Source organism: Chromatiales bacterium (assembly GCA_014323925.1).
Taxonomy (GTDB): Bacteria; Pseudomonadota; Gammaproteobacteria; order Poriferisulfidales; family Oxydemutatoraceae; genus SP5GCR1.
Genome location: JACONC010000006.1, coordinates 125,288 through 142,357, shown reverse-complemented (window position 1 = coordinate 142,357; position 17,070 = coordinate 125,288). Strand labels below are relative to the sequence as shown.

At 46.4% G+C, this 17,070-nt stretch carries 12 protein-coding genes; all 12 read right to left on the bottom strand.

The genetic code is table 11. The annotated features are described in order from the left end of the window. A partial coding sequence (locus tag GDA45_04240) for a cadherin-like beta sandwich domain-containing protein (GenBank protein MBC6414129.1) occupies nt 1-6,299 on the bottom strand: 6,299 nt, incomplete at its 3' end. 96 nt (nt 6,300-6,395) lie between these two features. Further along, nucleotides 6,396-7,796, bottom strand: coding sequence for a glutamate--tRNA ligase (locus GDA45_04235; protein ID MBC6414128.1), 1,401 nt, complete (start codon nt 7,794-7,796; stop codon nt 6,396-6,398). A 30-nt stretch (nt 7,797-7,826) separates the two neighbouring features. Continuing rightward, entirely contained in the window at nt 7,827-8,339 is a 513-nt protein-coding gene (locus tag GDA45_04230) for a phosphatidylglycerophosphatase A (GenBank protein MBC6414127.1), read from the bottom strand. After that, on the bottom strand, nt 8,323-9,300 hold the full coding sequence (gene thiL, locus GDA45_04225) for a thiamine-phosphate kinase (protein ID MBC6414126.1): 978 nt from the start codon (nt 9,298-9,300) through the stop codon (nt 8,323-8,325). Before thiL ends, GDA45_04230 begins: the two co-directional genes overlap by 17 nt. Before the next feature lie 2 nt (nt 9,301-9,302). Next, the gene (nusB, locus tag GDA45_04220) at nt 9,303-9,725 is read right to left on the bottom strand and encodes a transcription antitermination factor NusB (protein MBC6414125.1); all 423 of its coding nucleotides are present in this window, start codon (nt 9,723-9,725) and stop codon (nt 9,303-9,305) included. Continuing rightward, on the bottom strand, nt 9,718-10,191 hold the full coding sequence (locus GDA45_04215) for a 6,7-dimethyl-8-ribityllumazine synthase (GenBank protein ID MBC6414124.1): 474 nt from the start codon (nt 10,189-10,191) through the stop codon (nt 9,718-9,720). The genes nusB and GDA45_04215 overlap by 8 nt, the downstream gene beginning before the upstream one ends. Beyond that, entirely contained in the window at nt 10,184-10,795 is a 612-nt protein-coding gene (gene ribB / locus GDA45_04210; protein ID MBC6414123.1) for a 3,4-dihydroxy-2-butanone-4-phosphate synthase, read from the bottom strand. Before ribB ends, GDA45_04215 begins: the two co-directional genes overlap by 8 nt. 16 nt (nt 10,796-10,811) lie before the next feature. Further along, nucleotides 10,812-12,116 carry a phosphopyruvate hydratase gene (gene eno / locus GDA45_04205; GenBank protein MBC6414122.1) on the bottom strand — a complete coding sequence of 435 codons (1,305 nt, stop codon included), beginning with the start codon at nt 12,114-12,116 and terminating at the stop codon, nt 10,812-10,814. A gap of 17 nt (nt 12,117-12,133) precedes the next feature. Beyond that, entirely contained in the window at nt 12,134-12,958 is an 825-nt protein-coding gene (gene kdsA, locus GDA45_04200) for a 3-deoxy-8-phosphooctulonate synthase (protein MBC6414121.1), read from the bottom strand. Beyond that, nucleotides 12,955-14,583 carry a CTP synthase gene (locus GDA45_04195; protein ID MBC6414120.1) on the bottom strand — a complete coding sequence of 543 codons (1,629 nt, stop codon included), beginning with the start codon at nt 14,581-14,583 and terminating at the stop codon, nt 12,955-12,957. The genes kdsA and GDA45_04195 overlap by 4 nt, the downstream gene beginning before the upstream one ends. 1 nt (nt 14,584) lies before the next feature. Continuing rightward, nucleotides 14,585-15,901 carry a tRNA lysidine(34) synthetase TilS gene (gene tilS, locus GDA45_04190; protein MBC6414119.1) on the bottom strand — a complete coding sequence of 439 codons (1,317 nt, stop codon included), beginning with the start codon at nt 15,899-15,901 and terminating at the stop codon, nt 14,585-14,587. 37 nt (nt 15,902-15,938) lie between these two features. After that, complete coding sequence (locus GDA45_04185) at nt 15,939-16,895, bottom strand: acetyl-CoA carboxylase carboxyltransferase subunit alpha (GenBank protein MBC6414118.1); 957 nt, start codon at nt 16,893-16,895, stop codon at nt 15,939-15,941. Nucleotides 16,896-17,070: the final 175 nt, after the last annotated feature.

Below are 17,070 nucleotides of genomic sequence, written 5' to 3'. Positions count from 1 at the left end.
TCTTCCAGATAGCACATCTCTATCAAGCCGTCGTTATCGTTATCTATGTCGTCATCGGAGCAGACTGCTGTGGCACCACCAGGAAACTCACTCCACGCATCGAATACTCGAAACAAAACTAGGCGATACGCTGCTTGTGTGCCATCCTGTGCTACCACCTCTATATTTATCGTGATATTCTCACCAATCTCCCCTAAACGCACAAACCCGTCAGTCGCCGAACCACTGGCGACGGTCTCAGTAAAATCATTAGCACTTACGGTAATCTCTGATAAGGTACCTGCAGTCGCTGTTGGCATTACCTGCACCTGCTCGGCTGACACACCCACCGTATAGGTCGTTGTGGTCAGTAAAAAACTATTGTCCAGAGGAATCGTCACCCGATCTGCTCGCACCAGCGCTAAATCACTTAAGCTCGCATCACTATTTAGCGGGCGGAACACTGCTATCGTGTAGCGCTCAGTAGCCATGTTGTCTTGCGCTGTGACGACAATCGTAATCGTTGTGACTTCGCCTGCGGTGAGCATAATATTGCTACTCTGATCACCGCTCGCCACCGTATCAATACCCACTGTGATAGTTGCATTCTGATTAGCTGCCGTTGGCATCACCCGTACCTCTGCTATGCTGTTGGCTACACTCGTCGCATACATTGTGGTTGCCGGTGCAAAACTTTCAGTCAGTGAAATCGGTGTTCCATCGCGTTGCACTAGCATCAAATCACTTAGAGTCGCAACAGTACTTGGTTCTCGATACACAGTCACCGTATAGATCTGAGTCGTGCTCCGGTCTTCTGCCGTCACTTCAATCGCAATCCGCGTAAAATCTCCCTCAATTAGATCAATATTTCTATTGCTATCCACTGGAAAATTATCCACTGTGATAGTCGCATCGGGGTTAGTTGCCGTTGGCATTACCTGCACTTGCGCTACCGCGTTGGCTACACGCGCGTTATACATAGTCGTTTCTGGGGCAAAATCTTCAGCCAGTGTAATCACTGTGTTATCAGTTTGTCTGAGCACTAAACCGCTTAAGCTCGCATCATCGTCTGCGATGCTCAATGCACGAGTCACAAACACGCGATAGGTGCTCTGCGCTACTGTATCCGGAGCGGTCACGACTATTTCTATCGTTGTCTCTTTGCCTTCCTCTAGCGGCACAAACTGATCAGTCGCAAAACCACTGGCGACGGTCTCAGAGATATTGCCGGCACTCACCATAATCATGGTAAAGTCACCTCTTGTTGCGGTTGGCATCACTCGTACTTGCGCTACCGCGTTTGGTACAACCACCGTATAGGTCGTCGTTGACACTGCGAAGAAATCTTCTATCACTGTGTCATCATCGCCTACCAGTTGTACATCACTTAAGCTCGCATCGATGGACGCGGTTCCTTGTCCGCGTAATAAAGTACCACAGCTAGGCTGCTGAGAACGACCACAAGCAGGGTTAGCTTCGTTATCACCGCGTCCGTATTTGAGTAGCGGATATTCGGTGTTTGTTCCAAAGTACCAGTTATCTTCATGCCACTGATAATACGGGCTATCCTCATCATCGGGGTTCGCTGCTGTTGGTGTTTGCAAGGCTCTCGTACTAAATCCTCCTGAGTTTTGAACGCTACCATTACCATCAATGCTACCAGCAACTCTATCGGTTCCTCGCCACTTCTCACTATCATAATAACTGCTTATAATAGCTCCGGAGGTGCCACCCGATATAGTGGCTGTGCCGGTGGTGGTTTCAACCGCATAATAAATATTCTCTATTACTCCCAAATTACTAGATACAGCAGGTATCCTACTCACTATAGGATCATCCATACGAGCATTCTCCTCTGGGAGTTGGGTGTTGCTGGCGTCTCCGAGAATATAGTTATTGGATATCTCATTAAGATTAGAGAGGGCAAATAAACTTCGCGTAAAACCGCTAAACTTCATATCTATATAATTGTTAAATAGCTTGCCTTGATTCTGCCATACAAAACCACTATTAAATGAGTCTGCTATAAATGCGCCAGGATTTACCGGCGCATCTAGAGGGACCTGCTGATTATTTGCCACCCCTGAGATATAGCAGTTGATAATACGACCATTGGGTTCTACTGCACCAGCGAAAATACTAACGCGAGATGAGTCGGTAGGTACCCGGCCTTTTGTAATCGTGATAGCAGCATTGTCAAATCCTAAGTTGCGTATCGTGCCGCTAACGCGCTCAATAAATTTACCGTGTCTCTTAGCATCGTGCGAAGATCTGACGAATAAATTGGCGATCGTATGGCCGTTGCCTTCTAAGATACCAGAAAACACAGATGAATCAGCCCTAGCAATCTCACTTCCTATATAAGGCCAGCCAGCACCGGCAGTCCATCTGGGCTGATTGGTCGATGCTTGTCGATAGCTAGCATCGTCATTAAAATCCAAGTCGCGCACCAACTCGTAGCCGATACAGGTATTGTTATCGGCACCACCCCCGCAACCAGTGGTGACTAAAATAGCACCACGAGATGGTCGAGAACCTGAACCATCTAACTGATAACGAATCGCATTGACATCTTCTAAATAACACATCTCTATCAAGCCGTCGTTATCGTTATCTATGTCGTCATCTTCGCACACTGCCGTGGCCCCACCAGGAAACTCACTCCACACAATCGGCACACGCAACAAAAATAGGCGATAAACTATTTGTGTACCATCTTCTGCGTCAATGCTAATCTCTATTAGCGTACTCTCACCTATCTCCCTGAGTGGCACAAACTCGGCAGTCGCCGAACCACTGGCAACGGTCTCAGTGATGAAACTATTAGCACGCACGGTAATCTCAGACAGGTCACCTGCAGTCGCCGTTGGCATCACCCGCACCTGCCTGGCTGCGACACTCACCGTATAGGTCGTCGTTGTCAGTAAAAAGGTATTATCCAGCGGAAGCACTGTTCCATCTGCTCGGGTAAGCACTAGGTCACTTAAGCTCGCATCACTACTCGGGATAAGGGACACGGCTAGCACATAGTCCTCTGTGGTTCCGTCTTGTGCAGTGACTCTAATGCTAATCATTGTCACCCCATCTTCGGTTAGCCTAATATTTTGACTGGCTTCTCCGCTAGCCACTGACATACTATCCACTGTGATAGTCGCAGCAGGGTGGGTTGCCGTTGCTATTACTTGCACTTGATCTATTGGGTTCATAACATCCAACCTATAGCTGGTCATTGTCGAGTCAAAAGTCTCAGTCAATGGAATCAGTGTCCCGTCCGACTGCGTTAGCGCTAAATCACTCAGACTCGCATCACTACTGGGTGGGGCTGCAGTCAGCATGTAGATGCTCGCTGCCCTGCCATTGGGTGCAGACACTACAATCGTAATGGTGGTACCAACACTTACAGGAATAGCCTGACTGATAGTATTGGCGATCGTTCGCTCTGCTATGCCATCACTGCGAATGGTAATAGCACTATCTGTAGTAGCCGTTGCTTGCAGTGTTATTGAAGTGACCATCTGATCAATCGCCACAGCATAAGCCAGTCTCTGCGGATTAAACGCAGGCGTCAGTATACCGTTGGTTACCGTGAGATTATCCAAAAGACCGCGAAATTGATTGGCCAATACACGACCATCAGAGGATTTCAGTGCCGGATATTGTTGATTATTACCGAAATCCCAGTCTGCTGTGCTCCAGTCACTATATATACCAGTTGCTGTTGTGGGTGACTGCATGTCCTCAATGCTCAGACGCCGACTGTTCATAATCAAATCAAGATTTTCATCGACGATATCGCCTACCAGATTATTCCCTGGCACATCACTAGTCGTATAGCTGTTCGTTATTTCATCAGCAATACTGCCAGCTAAACTGCCTAGGTTTTGATCACCTGTCACATCACCGGTTGCATAACTATTCGTTATATTACTATTACGATTAGCTCTGCCGACTAAACCACCTACATTTTCACCGCCCATCACATCACCGGTCGCATAGCTGTTCGTAATCATACTTCTATCATTGTCACCGACTAAGCCGACTAAGCCGCCTACATTTTCACTGCCGGTCACAGCACTCGTCGCATAGTTGTTCGTTACATTACTATTCGCAATATTGCTGCCGACCAAACCGCCTACATTTTCATCACCCGCCACAACACCCGTCGCATAGTTATAACTTATATAATAAGTTTGACTCAAACCGACTAAGCTGCCGACATTATTGCCCCCGGTGATCACTGCATCTAACAGACCCACATTAGTAATCCTATGATCATTCATATTAAAAGGAGTTCTAGGTTGTAATGCACCGAATAAACCTATACTATCCTCGTCAGGTCTGTTTATCATTAAGTTGGATATCGTATGTCCGTTGCCTTCAAATGCTGCATGGAAACGCAACACATCAAATCCCCTCTCAAGGACTAGACCTCTAGTACCAATCGGCAGCCATCCTTTACCTGTCGTCCATGCCGGATTAATGCGCCCAGTGTCATAGCTGGTAGCATCTTGAAAGTCTAAACTGCGAACCAACTCGTAGCCACGACAGCCACCATCAGGACAGCCTGCCGTTATCCGGGGTGCGATGATACTCGCTCGATAGCCAGTGCCGTCCAGCTGATAGCGCATTGCATCCAATCCCTCTATATCGCAGATTTCTATTAGACCATCATTATCTTTGTCGATATCCATAGCCGCATCCACATCGTCGTTATCAGTATCGTCTAGATCCAGAAGACACGAGGGGAGTGATATAACGAGTTCTATTTGAATAGACAAACGGTAGGTACTCGTCTTCTTTCCCTCTTCGGATACTGCAATCGTAATGGTGATGTCGTCAGGTCCGGTTAGCGGAATATCTTGACGGATGGTACTGATAGCCGCTACCTCTGCTATGCCACCGCCACGCATGGTAATAACACTATCTGTAGTAGCCGTTGCTTGCAGTGTTATTGAAGTGGCCGTCTTATCATCAATAACCACTGTATAATCAAATGTCTGCATTGGATCAAAATCAGGATTCAATTGAAGACCGTTGAACACAGTGAGATTATCCAGGAAGACTGGGGGAGGAAATTGATTAGGCAATAAACTCCCGCAGCTAGGTTGCTCGGCGATGCCACAGGCTGGGGTGTTAGGATCGCCTATCGCATATTTCAGCCTCGGGTTTTGTGTTGCAGTACCAAAATCCCAGTCTAGGGTGCTCCATTCACTGTATATGTCAGTTGCCGTAGTGCGCTCCTGTAGCTGCTCAAGGCTCAGAACTTTGCTGTTAGAAAACCCACCATCTCTCGGATTGCCAACTAAACCACCTATAAATAGGGGATCACCAGTTCTTGTCACCTTACCAGTCGCATAACTGTTCGTAATATGACCAAGACCCAATTCATTGATGCCGACTAAGCCACCTAAACTTGTTCCTCTCCCAGTCACAGCCCCCGTCGCATAGCTATTTGTAATATTACTATTGAAGAAATTTCGACCAACTAAACCGCCTACAACAAAAGTCCCGGACACGCTACTCGCCGCATAGCTGTTCGTTATACTACCCTCAGTATCGTTAAAGCCGACTAAACCGCCTACAGCTTGATTGCCTGTCACATTACTCGCCGCATAGCTGTTCGTTATATCACCCTGATTATTGCCGACTAAACCACCTACCCGATTTCGGCCCTCTATCATACCCTCTGATGCATAACTGTTCGTTATACTCCCCCCATTGTTGCCGACTAAACTGCCTACATTATCCTGTCCGGTGACAACTGCATTGAACAGGCTAATATTAGTCATTCTAGAATTGGTGCCTGTCGCACTGAATAAACCTACATCATTAACAGATCTCTCTATCCTTAGATTAGATAGCGTATAGCCGTTGCCTTCAAATATCGCATTGAATGTGCCTATTGGTAGCCATCCTGCTGCCGTCGTCCATGCCGTATTAATGTTTCCACTGTCATAACTGTCAGCATCTGCAAAGTCTAAACCTAGAACCAACTCGTAGCCACGACAGCCACCATCGTCAGGACAACCTGTCATTATAATTTCTGCACCGCTATCTGCTCTGTAGCCAGTGCCGTCCAGCTGATGGCGTATCGCATTCAATCCTTCTAAGCTGCACAGTTCTATTAGACCATCACCATCTTTGTCGATATCCATAGCCGCATCCACACCGTCGTCATCAGTGTCCGTTATGGTTGCAGTACAAGAAGGCAATGAAGATGGTTGCGCAATCGCAGGTTGCCACAATATAACTACCACCATTGCCATCAACAAGAATGTGCTTAAAGGTAGCAACTTATAATGCTTTATAGTTATGTGCATATAGTTATGATATCTGCGATAAGAAGGACTACTTAGTAAAATATATTATCCTATATAATACCACAAAAGATCTATTTCCTTAGCTGATAACGCTTTTCAACAACCTGCCTTAGTAAATCTGTTTATCCTAGCAATACATTCGTCTTTGCCTAACCACGCCATCACTTGCCCCAAACTAGGGCTAGGGTTATCTGCAGTTAATACAAAGCGTAGCGGCTTTGCTATCATTCCCATTTTGATATTTTGTTGCTGACTAAAGTGGGTGAGCGCTGTTTTGAGTGCATCGGAGTTCCAATCATCCGCTTGCTCAATTTTTATGCGGTTAGACCAAGTATTGAGTAGTGCGATGATATCGGGGATATGGTAACTTTGTGCAGTTTTCGCATCGTAGTCTGGTTGTCGGTATATGAATGATAATCCTGCGGCAAGTGCCGATATTGTTTTATAACGCGTGCGCATTTCCGTGACTATCTCAGTAAACTGTGCGTTTTGCTTGGCATCCAATCCTTGTGCAGATAAGCGTTTTGCGACTGCATCGCTTAACGCGCCGACAGGCATTTCGGCGAGGTAGTGTGCGTTTAGCCAATCCAGTTTTTCTGAGTTTAGCGCAGCTGCCGATTTATGGATAGCCGATAGATCAAAATGTGCTATCAGCTCAGTTTTGCTAAAGATTTCTTCGTCGCCTTTAGACCAGCCTAGTCTGGCTAAATAATTCAATAAAGCATGCGGCAAATAGCCCTGCTCTCTATAGTTTGCGATGCCTGATGCTTGATCGCGTTTAGAAAGACGCTGGCGGTCTTCTCGCAACACCATGGGTAGATGGGCATAAGTCGGTAGCTTTGCTTGTAGGTGTTTTATCAGGTTGATCTGCTGAAAAGTATTGTGTAGATGATCGTCGCCGCGCAGGATATGACTGATTTGCATGTCTATATCGTCAACTACCACGGCGAAGTTATAAGTCGGTATGCCGTTGGCGCGTACGATGACAATATCGCTTAAGTTTTTGTTTTCTATCTTGCTATGGCCGTGAACACAATCATCAAACTCAGTGATACCATTATCTGAGGTTTTAATGCGTATGGTTGGCTGCACACCGCGGCGTGGTTGCTTGCGGTCGCGACATTTACCATCGTAGCCCCAAGCAGCAAAGCCTTTTGAAGAAAAACCGGCGGCGCGCTCGGCAAGTTCCTCTTTAGTACAATAGCAGTAGTAGGCTTTATCTTCGGCAACTAGTCGCTCGGCAGCTTGCTGATAGATAGCTTGGCGTTGGCTTTGAAAAAAAGGACCTTCGTCATAATCCAAACCCAACCATTGCAGTTCGGCAATGATGTTGCGTGCAGACTCGTCAGTCGATCTATCGCTATCGGTATCCTCTATACGGAGTATAAATTGCCCTTGATGCTTGCGGGCATAGAGCCAGGCGAACAACGCAGTACGCACATTACCAATATGTAAGGTGCCGGTCGGGCTGGGTGCAAAGCGCGTGCGGATATTCATACTAGCAGTATTATAGGATATTAAGCAGGCTCAGCCATTGTATAGAGATAACATAAAAGCTAATAATTGTATGCATAGTAGTGTGTAGACTCCGGCTAACAAATCATCAGCGATGATGCCGATACCCCCTTTGATGTGCTGATCGGCAAAGCTCACTGGCCACGGTTTCGCTATATCAAATATACGAAATAATACAAAAGCCAGTGGCAAATAAAACCACGATGGAGGTAAGCTAATGCAAGCCACCAAAAAACCAGCAATTTCGTCAATAACGATGGCTCGATGATCCTTTCCTTCCAACGCTTCGCAGGTATATTCAGCAGCCCAAGTTCCTATGCCAATAATCAGGAATACAACAGATAAATAGAACATTGTATTGAAGTCCATAATCAGGAGGTAGATAACTACCCCTAGCAATGTGCCTATGGTGCCGGGAGCAATTGGACTTAGTCCACAACCGAAGCCTAGTGACAGACAATGTAGTGGGTTGCGCAGCCACTTCCAATTTGGAGCGGGCAAACCTTGACTAGCCGAAGTGATCATAACCGAGTTGTTCGGGCAGTTCTACAGGTTTTGAACGATAATAACATCTCAACCCTTGCTTTTTTTCAATCGTGCCGATGCGGGTTAGCGCAGTGCCGATATTGCCAAATGCGTGCGTTAATTCGGCTAGATATTCATCCTTCAAGGTAAATAATAGTTCGTAATCTTCACCGTAAATCAATGCTTTAATAAGCGCTTCTAATGTTGGACATAATAGATTTATTTCGGCTATCGTCGGTATACTTTCTATCGCTATATTAGCACCTACAGCGGATGCCGATAGTAAACGCGATAGATCCTTGAATACGCCGTCTGAGATGTCAATCGCAGCATCAGCATAGCGAGCCAGTATCATACCTTCGGCAACTCTGGCAGTCGGTCGCAACATCCGCTCTAAACATTGCTGATAGCTTTGTGTATAAGATTTTAGCGCAGCTGCATGCAGTGCTGCCATCGCGGCATCGCCAATGCGACCGGTAACATAGATACCCTCACCGGCCTGTGCTTTATCACGGCGCAATATTTTATTCTCGGCAATTGTGCCGATGAGCTGAACTGTAATAGTCAATTTCCCTTTTGTTGTATCGCCGCCGATTAAGCGCACCTCGTGCTGTTCAGCTAAGCGAAAAAAGCCATCGCTAAATGCCTTGAGCCAGTCGGCATCGCTATCCGGTATAGTCAATGCCAGCAAAGCCCAGCGTGGTTTAGCTGCAACCGCTGCTAAATCACTCAGATTGACCGCCAAAGCTTTATGGCCGATGTCGGCAGCATCCGCGTCAGGCTTAAAATGCACACCTTCAACTAGGGTATCGGTGGCGACCGCTAAATAACTGCCTCGTGGATTAATGATTGCGGCATCATCGCCTATACCTAAGGTGGTGTCCGGACAAGATATCGATTTACCGAAATAGCTGGCAATGACTTGTTCTTCGTTTAATGATTTACGACCCAACTGTTCCATTACTATTCGGTTCGCGCGTATTTTTTAGCGAAACAATCCAACACTCCGTTGACAAAACGGTAACTACCTGAGCCACAGAACTTTTTAGCGATCAGCACCGCTTCGTTGATTGCAACTGCTGTATCAATCTCGGCGATGTGAGCAATTTCATAAGCAGCATTGCGCAAGATAAAACTCTCAATGGTATCCACTTCTTTGATGCTAAACTCCATGCATTGTTCTAATTTTTTATCTAATGATGTGGAGGTAGCTGCTTGGAATAGCGTTCTAAAATACTGGTCGTCAACTTGCGCATAGTATTCGTCTGAAGTAAATTGAGCGATAACATCATCCGCGTCTTGGTTGCCAATTTTCCATTGATAAGCAGCTTGCATTGCCAGTATACGCGCTCTGCTACGGGCATTGAATAGTTCGGCTTTATCCATCTTTTGCAACTAGTCGTGCCATCTCCAGTGCGACCAGTGCATTTTCTCGACCACGGTTGATATCGCTTTCGGGTTGCGAACGCGCTTTCGCTTGCGCACTATTCTCCACTGCCAAAATACCCAGTGTGATAGGGACATTGGTCTCCAGCATGATATGACCAATGCTATGGCTACAGGTATTGATGATTAAGTCGTAATGGTCGGTTTGCCCACGGATGACACACCCCAAAGTTAAAATCGCATGGTATCGCTGGGTGTTCGCTTTATGTTTGGCCATTAGAGGAATTTCAAAGGTACCCGGCACTCTGACTATGTCGATGGTTTCGGCATGGTGCGCTTTCAGGGTTGCTACCGCACTCGCCACTAATGCGTCCACTATCTCGCTATTATACTTGGCAGCAACAATACAGAAATGCATACCTTTACCATCTAGATCATCAGCAAAACTGGTTTTAGCGTCAGTCATTTTTAAGCCTATATTTAACTAAATCACCGACTATACCTATCTTTAACTGATGACGGTCGGCAAACTCTTCCAGATCCGGCAGACGCGCCATAGAACCGTCGTCTTTGAGTACCTCAACGATCACTGAGGCTGGCTCAAAGCCAGCTAAACGAGCGATATCACAACCACTCTCAGTATGGCCGGCACGGGTTAGGACTCCATTGGGCTGTGCCATTAATGGGAAAATATGCCCCGGTCTTTCTAAGTCACTCGCCCGACTATCATCAGCCACCGCAACCCGAATAGTACGCGCACGGTCACTCGCCGAGATGCCAGTGCTAATGCCCTCTTTAGCGTCTATTGACACCGTGAAGTTGGTTGCTAGCTTGCGATTGGTCTCTGTTACCATGAGCGGTAATTGCAAATATCGGCACCGCTCAGGCGTTAGTGTTAAACAGATCAAACCGCGCCCGTATTTCGCCATAAAATTAATATGTTCAGCAGTGACCCGCTCAGCTGCAATCATCAAATCGCCTTCGTTCTCTCGTCCTTCATCGTCAACGATGATAACCATACGGTCATTTCTATATTGTTCTATTATTTCGGGGATCGTTGAGATTGTCATCAATAGTCGCTACAGTCTAAGACAAAGCCCTGAAGCGACTAAAAGCAGTCGTTTTTGCATAAGCCGCACGCTTGCCCAGTGTTTCTTCAATGCGCATTAATTGATTATATTTAGCCACCCTATCAGTGCGGCAGAGCGAACCGGTCTTTATCTGTCCGACGCCGATACCGACTGCAAGATCGGCAATACTCACATCTTCGGTCTCACCGGAGCGATGTGAAATGATGCAGTTATAGTTCGCCTTTTGCGCCATCTCAATGGCAGCCAAAGTTTCACTGAGTGTACCTATTTGATTTAGTTTTATCAACACACAGTTAGCAATTTGCTGCGCTATGCCTTTAGCGATGATATCGGTGTTGGTCACGAATAAATCGTCGCCGACTATCTGTATTTGATTACCCAGTTTTTCGGTCATAGCTTTCCAGCCTTGCCAATCGTCTTCGGCAACACCGTCTTCTATTGACAAGATTGGATATTTATCGACCCAATCGGACAGATATTCAATAAAACCGGCACTATCGTATTTGTTGTTGGTCGATTCTAAATGATAGGTACCATCGGAATAAAACTCTGAACTTGCAACATCCAAGGCTAAGTAGATATCGCTGCCAACCTTGTATTGCGTGTGGTCTATCGCTTCTAGTATCGCTTCTATCGCAGCCTCGTTGGATGGAAGATTGGGAGCAAAGCCACCTTCGTCGCCTACCGTGGTACTCAAGCGGCGTTGCTTTAGTATTTTTTGCAGGGCGTGAAATACCTCGCAACCAACCCGCACCGCATCTTTGATACTCTCGACACCGGTCGGCACTAGCATAAACTCTTGTATATCGACATTGTTATTTGCATGCGAACCGCCGTTTAGGATATTGATCATTGGCGTAGGTAGACTGAGCGCATGGTTCGCACTCAAGTCGTTAAAATATTCATATAGTGCACATTCTTTGGACTTTGCTGCAGTAATTGCGGTTGCCAGAGACACTGCGAGTATTGCATTTGCTCCTAAGCGGCCTTTGTTTTTAGTGCCGTCAAGGTCAATCATCGTAGTATCCAGCTGGTGTTGTTCGCAGACATCGATACCTACCAGTGCTTTTTGAATCTCGGTGTTGATATTATTCACTGCCTGCTGCACACCTTTACCGTTAAAGCGAGTGTTGTCGTTGTCGCGCAACTCGATCGCCTCTAAACTGCCAGTAGAGGCACCGGACGGCACTGCCGCTCGTCCACAAATACCGGCTGCGGTGACCACTTCGGCCTCAACAGTCGGGTTGCCTCGTGAATCAATAATCTCGCGACCGCGAATCTGAGTAATGTTATTTTTCATTTATTTGTTCCAACTAATTATTCCTTGCATATTCGTGCCTTGACGACCTCGTCTATCGCTTTTAACTCGCTGAGCAATGTATGCATCTGTGCCAATGGCCAAGCGTTAGGACCATCGCTTAATGCTTGGTCCGGCTGCGGGTGCGTCTCGGCAAATAGCCCAGCAACCCCGACCGCCACTGCGGCACGCGCTAATGCCGGGACAAACTCGCGACATCCTCCCGAAGCATTGCCTTGCCCACCAGGCAATTGCACCGAATGGGTCGCATCAAAAATCACCGGGCACTGGGTTTCTCTCAAAACTACCAATGAGCGCATATCTGAGACTAGATTGTTGTAGCCGAAGCTAAAACCTCTTTCACAAACCATCAGTTGCTCGTTACCCGTTGCACGTGCTTTGTCGACGACATTTTTCATCTCCCAAGGCGATATAAATTGTCCCTTTTTAAGGTTCACAGGTTTGCCCATTTTAGCAACATTTTGCACGAAGTTAGTTTGCCGACACAAAAAGGCAGGTGTTTGCAACACATCAACCACCGACGCCACCTCGTCGAGCGGGGTATCTTCGTGAACATCGGTCAGCACTGGTAAACCAATATCACTCTTGACTTTCTCCAATATGCGCAACCCCTGCTCGATACCCAAACCGCGAAAACTTTGGTGCGAAGAACGGTTTGCCTTATCAAAAGAAGATTTATATATCAGTGGAATATTCAACGCATCACTATATTCTTTAAGGGTCTGTGCACTGTTCAATGCCAGTGCTTCACTCTCTATCACACAAGGTCCAGAAATCACCACCATCGGCTGATCGGATGCTATCTCAAAACCATTGATATTCATTTAAGTCTCGCCTGTTTATATTGGATAGTTGCTTGCACAAAACCTCTGAACAGTGGGCTTGCTTTGCGCGGTGTAGATATAAACTCAGGGTGAAATTGAGTGCCTACAAACCATGGATGGTCAGGCAGTTCAATCACTTCTACCAAATCCTTATTCATCGAGTATCCGACTAGCTTAAGCCCAGCTTGTTGTAGCTTATCTTTATAAAGGTTATTAAATTCGTAGCGATGGCGATGCCGCTCGTCGATCGTTTCCTGCTGATATTGCTTGTAGCTTTCGGAGTTTTTATCAAGCTGGCATCGCTGCACACCCAAGCGCATGCTACCACCTTTATCAGAATTCTCGTCGCGTTGCTGTATTCCGCCTTCGCGGTCTTGCCACTCAGTGACCAATGCAATCACTGGATGTGGGGTGTTAGGGTTAAACTCTGAACTATCAGCACCGTTGAGTTGTGCTACATTGCGCGCAAACTCTATGACTGCCACCTGCATTCCCAAACAGATACCCAGATAAGGCACTTTGTTTTGACGCGCATAACCTGCTGCTAAGATTTTACCTTCTATCCCTCTTTCACCAAATCCACCAGGCACCAAAATACCATCAACATTATCCAATAAACTTGGATCCTGCTGTAGGCCTTCGGTATCTATATGAATAATTTCAACGCTGCTACGCAATGCTAAACCGGCATGCGCTAATGCTTCATTAACCGACATATAAGCATCTACCAGACTGACATATTTTCCAATCAGGGCAATTTTGACCTGACTCTCCGGCGCATCGTAAGACACTGCCATGCGCTGCCACTCACTTAAATCGGCTGGCGGTATATCGACTAAACCCAGTTTTGACACGATGAGTTCGTCTATTTGCTGTTTATGAAACCACAACGGAATACGATAAATATCATCTAAATCTATCGCCGATATAACATCTTGCTCGCGCACATTGGTGAACAAAGCTATCTTTCGTTTTTCGGCGAGCGGCAATTCCTTTCGTGAACGGCACAACAATATATCGGGTTGTATCCCTATCGAGCGTAATTCTTTGACCGAATGTTGGGTCGGCTTGGTCTTAATTTCGCCACTGGTCTCTAAATAAGGCACTAGTGTTAGATGCACATAGACTACATTATTGTTCTGTTCCATGCCCATTTGCCTAATCGCTTCTAGAAACGGCAATGACTCTATATCGCCGACGGTGCCACCTATTTCAACAATAGTAATGTCGCTGTCACCTGCACCTTCACCTATCGCATCTTTAATCTCATTGGTGACATGGGGTATGACCTGCACCGTTGCACCCAAATAATCCCCTCGCCGTTCCTTGCGTAGAACTCTCTCGTAGATTTGCCCAGTGGTATGATTGTGGTTGCGATTGGCTTGAAAGTTTACAAAACGCTCGTAATGACCGATATCCAAATCAGTCTCGCTACCGTCGGCAGTCACATAGACCTCACCGTGTTGAAACGGGTTCATCGTGCCTGGGTCAACATTGATGTAAGGATCGAGTTTAATCAGACTCAATTTGAAGCCACGCGCTTCCAGTATCGTGCCTATAGAAGAACAGGCAATACCCTTACCCAAAGACGATACCACACCGCCGGTCACAAAGATGTAATTCATATCAATCGCATTCGGTAATGCCCCATATCAGGCGTAGCCTGCCTTGCGCATAAATCAAAGGTATGGTGCCTCTATCCCACGATGGAATGTGGTGCTCTTGGAAAATCTTCTTCAGACTTTTGTGTAGCGATTTACCCAGACAACTACGGCACGCACATCGCTCACCACCACGGCGAAACATAATAGTGAGTGCTTGATTAAAAAGCGAAGGGGCTTGTCTCATCAATTCAGTTCTAGTTAGTGTTAAATTGAGTTGGGGTATTTCACAATCGCCGCCTTTGTGCCATTCTATAGGTGATGCTACAACATACTGGGGCAGTTTAGCAACGCGCAATGTGCCGTGATAAATACCCATTTCTATATCAGAGTAACTATATATGATACCACTACCGACAGCATTACGCTCATTAATATGCACAGAAATTGCATTGCTTATGTAGTTAAGTTGATGTTGATTAGGAATCGCTATGCCGTTTAATTGGCACCACGCACGTAATACTAAATGTTGCTGGGGTTTGGCTAAAGTTATCAAAACTCTGAGTAATAAATCATGACTGCCGGGCAATAGGCAACGATCTAAATATCGCTGCGCTTCGCTTTCTATAATATCAGTGGCAGTGGCTTGATGGGTAGCATAACGCGTGACCGGCTTGTACCACATCGGCCAGCGCGCGGCTAACAGCGGAATAACGCGGTGTCTCAAATAATTACGAGCATATTTTAAATCTTCATTGGCAGGGTCATCGAGCCATTCTAATTGATGTTGCTGCGCGTAGTTGCGGATATCATTGCGAGCCGCCGATAGCAAGGGTCGTGCCAGTGCGCCTTTATCTAAAGTTTGATATTCTGCGATCGCTCTGAGGCCGGCAACACCGGTGCCTCGTAGCAGGCGTAACAATACGGTCTCGGCGTGGTCGTTTTGATGATGGGCAGTGAGTAGCAAATCATCCTCATTCATAACACTTTGCAGCGCTTGATAGCGTGCTTCACGGGCAGCTGCCTCTAAACCTTGTCGATGCGTGCGAGAGACTTGCACAGCAATGCTCTGACAAGCGACGCCGATCTGTTGCGCTTGCTGATGACAGTGTGCCACCCAGTCATCAGCATCAGGATGCATACAATGATTGATATGCAACGCCAATAACTTGCACGGTCGCGGTGCGGATAGATTTTTTACGAGATGCAGTAATACACTGGAGTCCAAACCACCGCTGTAGGCGACGATGATGCGCGTCGCTTTACTGCGCTGTAAAAATTTTCGGAGTTTATCGGATACTGCACAGGCGAAACTAGGCATTATTGATATAGCCGCAGCCATCGCCTTTTATGCTTACAGAAGTATCGTGAATGATTCATCAAACACTCTTGAAGTATCCGATATCAGACCACTTCTTATACCGTGCTTGCAATAGCTGTTCAGTAGATAATTGCGTCAAGCGATCGAGTTGTGCGTGTAGAACCTTTGCGAGTTTTGTATGAGTCTGTTCAAAGCTACGGTGTACACCACCGTTCTCTTCTTCAACAACTTCGTCTATCAAATTTAATGTGCGCAATTCATCTGCGGTCAATTTCAATGCTTTAGCTGCCAAGTCAGCTTGCTTGGCATCCTTCCATAAAATAGATGCACAACCTTCTGGGGAGATCACCGAATAGATGCTGTATTGCAGCATGATCAAATAATCCCCGACACCAATTGCCAATGCGCCACCCGAACCGCCCTCACCGATTACTGTGCAAATAATTGGCACTGGTAAATTTATCAGTGACTTCAGATTACTCGCAATCGCCTCGCTTTGATTGCGCTCTTCGGCATCAATACCCGGATAAGCCCCTGGCGTATCTATAAAAGTACAGATTGGCAATCTGAAACGGCTGGCAAGCTCAAATATCCGCCTGGCTTTGCGATAACCTTCGGGTTTACACATACCAAAATTGCGCTTAACCTTCTCCTGTACATCGCGTCCTTTTTGGTGTCCAATCACAGCTAGCGGCTGCCCGTTGAATCGTGCAAGACCGACAACGATAGCTGCATCGTCGGCGTAGTGGCGATCACCATGCAATTCTTCAAAATCGGTAAATAATGCTTTTATATAATCTAGCGTATAGGGGCGCTGTGGATGACGAGCGAGTTGGGTAATTTGCCAAGGACTGAGTTGTGCGTAGATATTCTGTACTAATTTATTACGCTTTTGCTCAAGCTGTTTTATCTCTTGACTGATGTCGACACGGTTATCACCGGTCACTTTGCGAAGTTCGGTAATTTTCGCTTCCAATTGCACAACTGGCTGTTCAAAATCAAGATAGTCATTCATTGGTTGTATTTCTCAAAAATCCCTATTCGTTATAATTATAAAAAATATATCATAGCATAATCAACCATAGACACTTGAGCCTCAGGCTGACACGCCTTCTGCATCACTGAGCTCAGGGCTTAGCTGAAGGTCTGGCTAAAGGTGAAGCTAAAGGTCTAGCCGAAAGTAAAAAAGA

Excerpts from the sequence above, each read along its gene's own strand:
- GDA45_04235 (MBC6414128.1), bottom strand. The coding sequence starts at position 7,796 with ATGAATATCCGCACGCGCTTTGCACCCAGCCCGACCGGCACCTTACAT.
- GDA45_04230 (MBC6414127.1), bottom strand. The coding sequence starts at position 8,339 with ATGATCACTTCGGCTAGTCAAGGTTTGCCCGCTCCAAATTGGAAGTGG.
- thiL (MBC6414126.1), bottom strand. The coding sequence starts at position 9,300 with ATGGAACAGTTGGGTCGTAAATCATTAAACGAAGAACAAGTCATTGCC.
- nusB (MBC6414125.1), bottom strand. The coding sequence starts at position 9,725 with ATGGATAAAGCCGAACTATTCAATGCCCGTAGCAGAGCGCGTATACTG.
- GDA45_04215 (MBC6414124.1), bottom strand. The coding sequence starts at position 10,191 with ATGACTGACGCTAAAACCAGTTTTGCTGATGATCTAGATGGTAAAGGT.
- ribB (MBC6414123.1), bottom strand. The coding sequence starts at position 10,795 with ATGACAATCTCAACGATCCCCGAAATAATAGAACAATATAGAAATGAC.
- eno (MBC6414122.1), bottom strand. The coding sequence starts at position 12,116 with ATGAAAAATAACATTACTCAGATTCGCGGTCGCGAGATTATTGATTCA.
- kdsA (MBC6414121.1), bottom strand. The coding sequence starts at position 12,958 with ATGAATATCAATGGTTTTGAGATAGCATCCGATCAGCCGATGGTGGTG.
- GDA45_04195 (MBC6414120.1), bottom strand. The coding sequence starts at position 14,583 with ATGAATTACATCTTTGTGACCGGCGGTGTGGTATCGTCTTTGGGTAAG.
- tilS (MBC6414119.1), bottom strand. The coding sequence starts at position 15,901 with ATGGCTGCGGCTATATCAATAATGCCTAGTTTCGCCTGTGCAGTATCC.
- GDA45_04185 (MBC6414118.1), bottom strand. The coding sequence starts at position 16,895 with ATGAATGACTATCTTGATTTTGAACAGCCAGTTGTGCAATTGGAAGCG.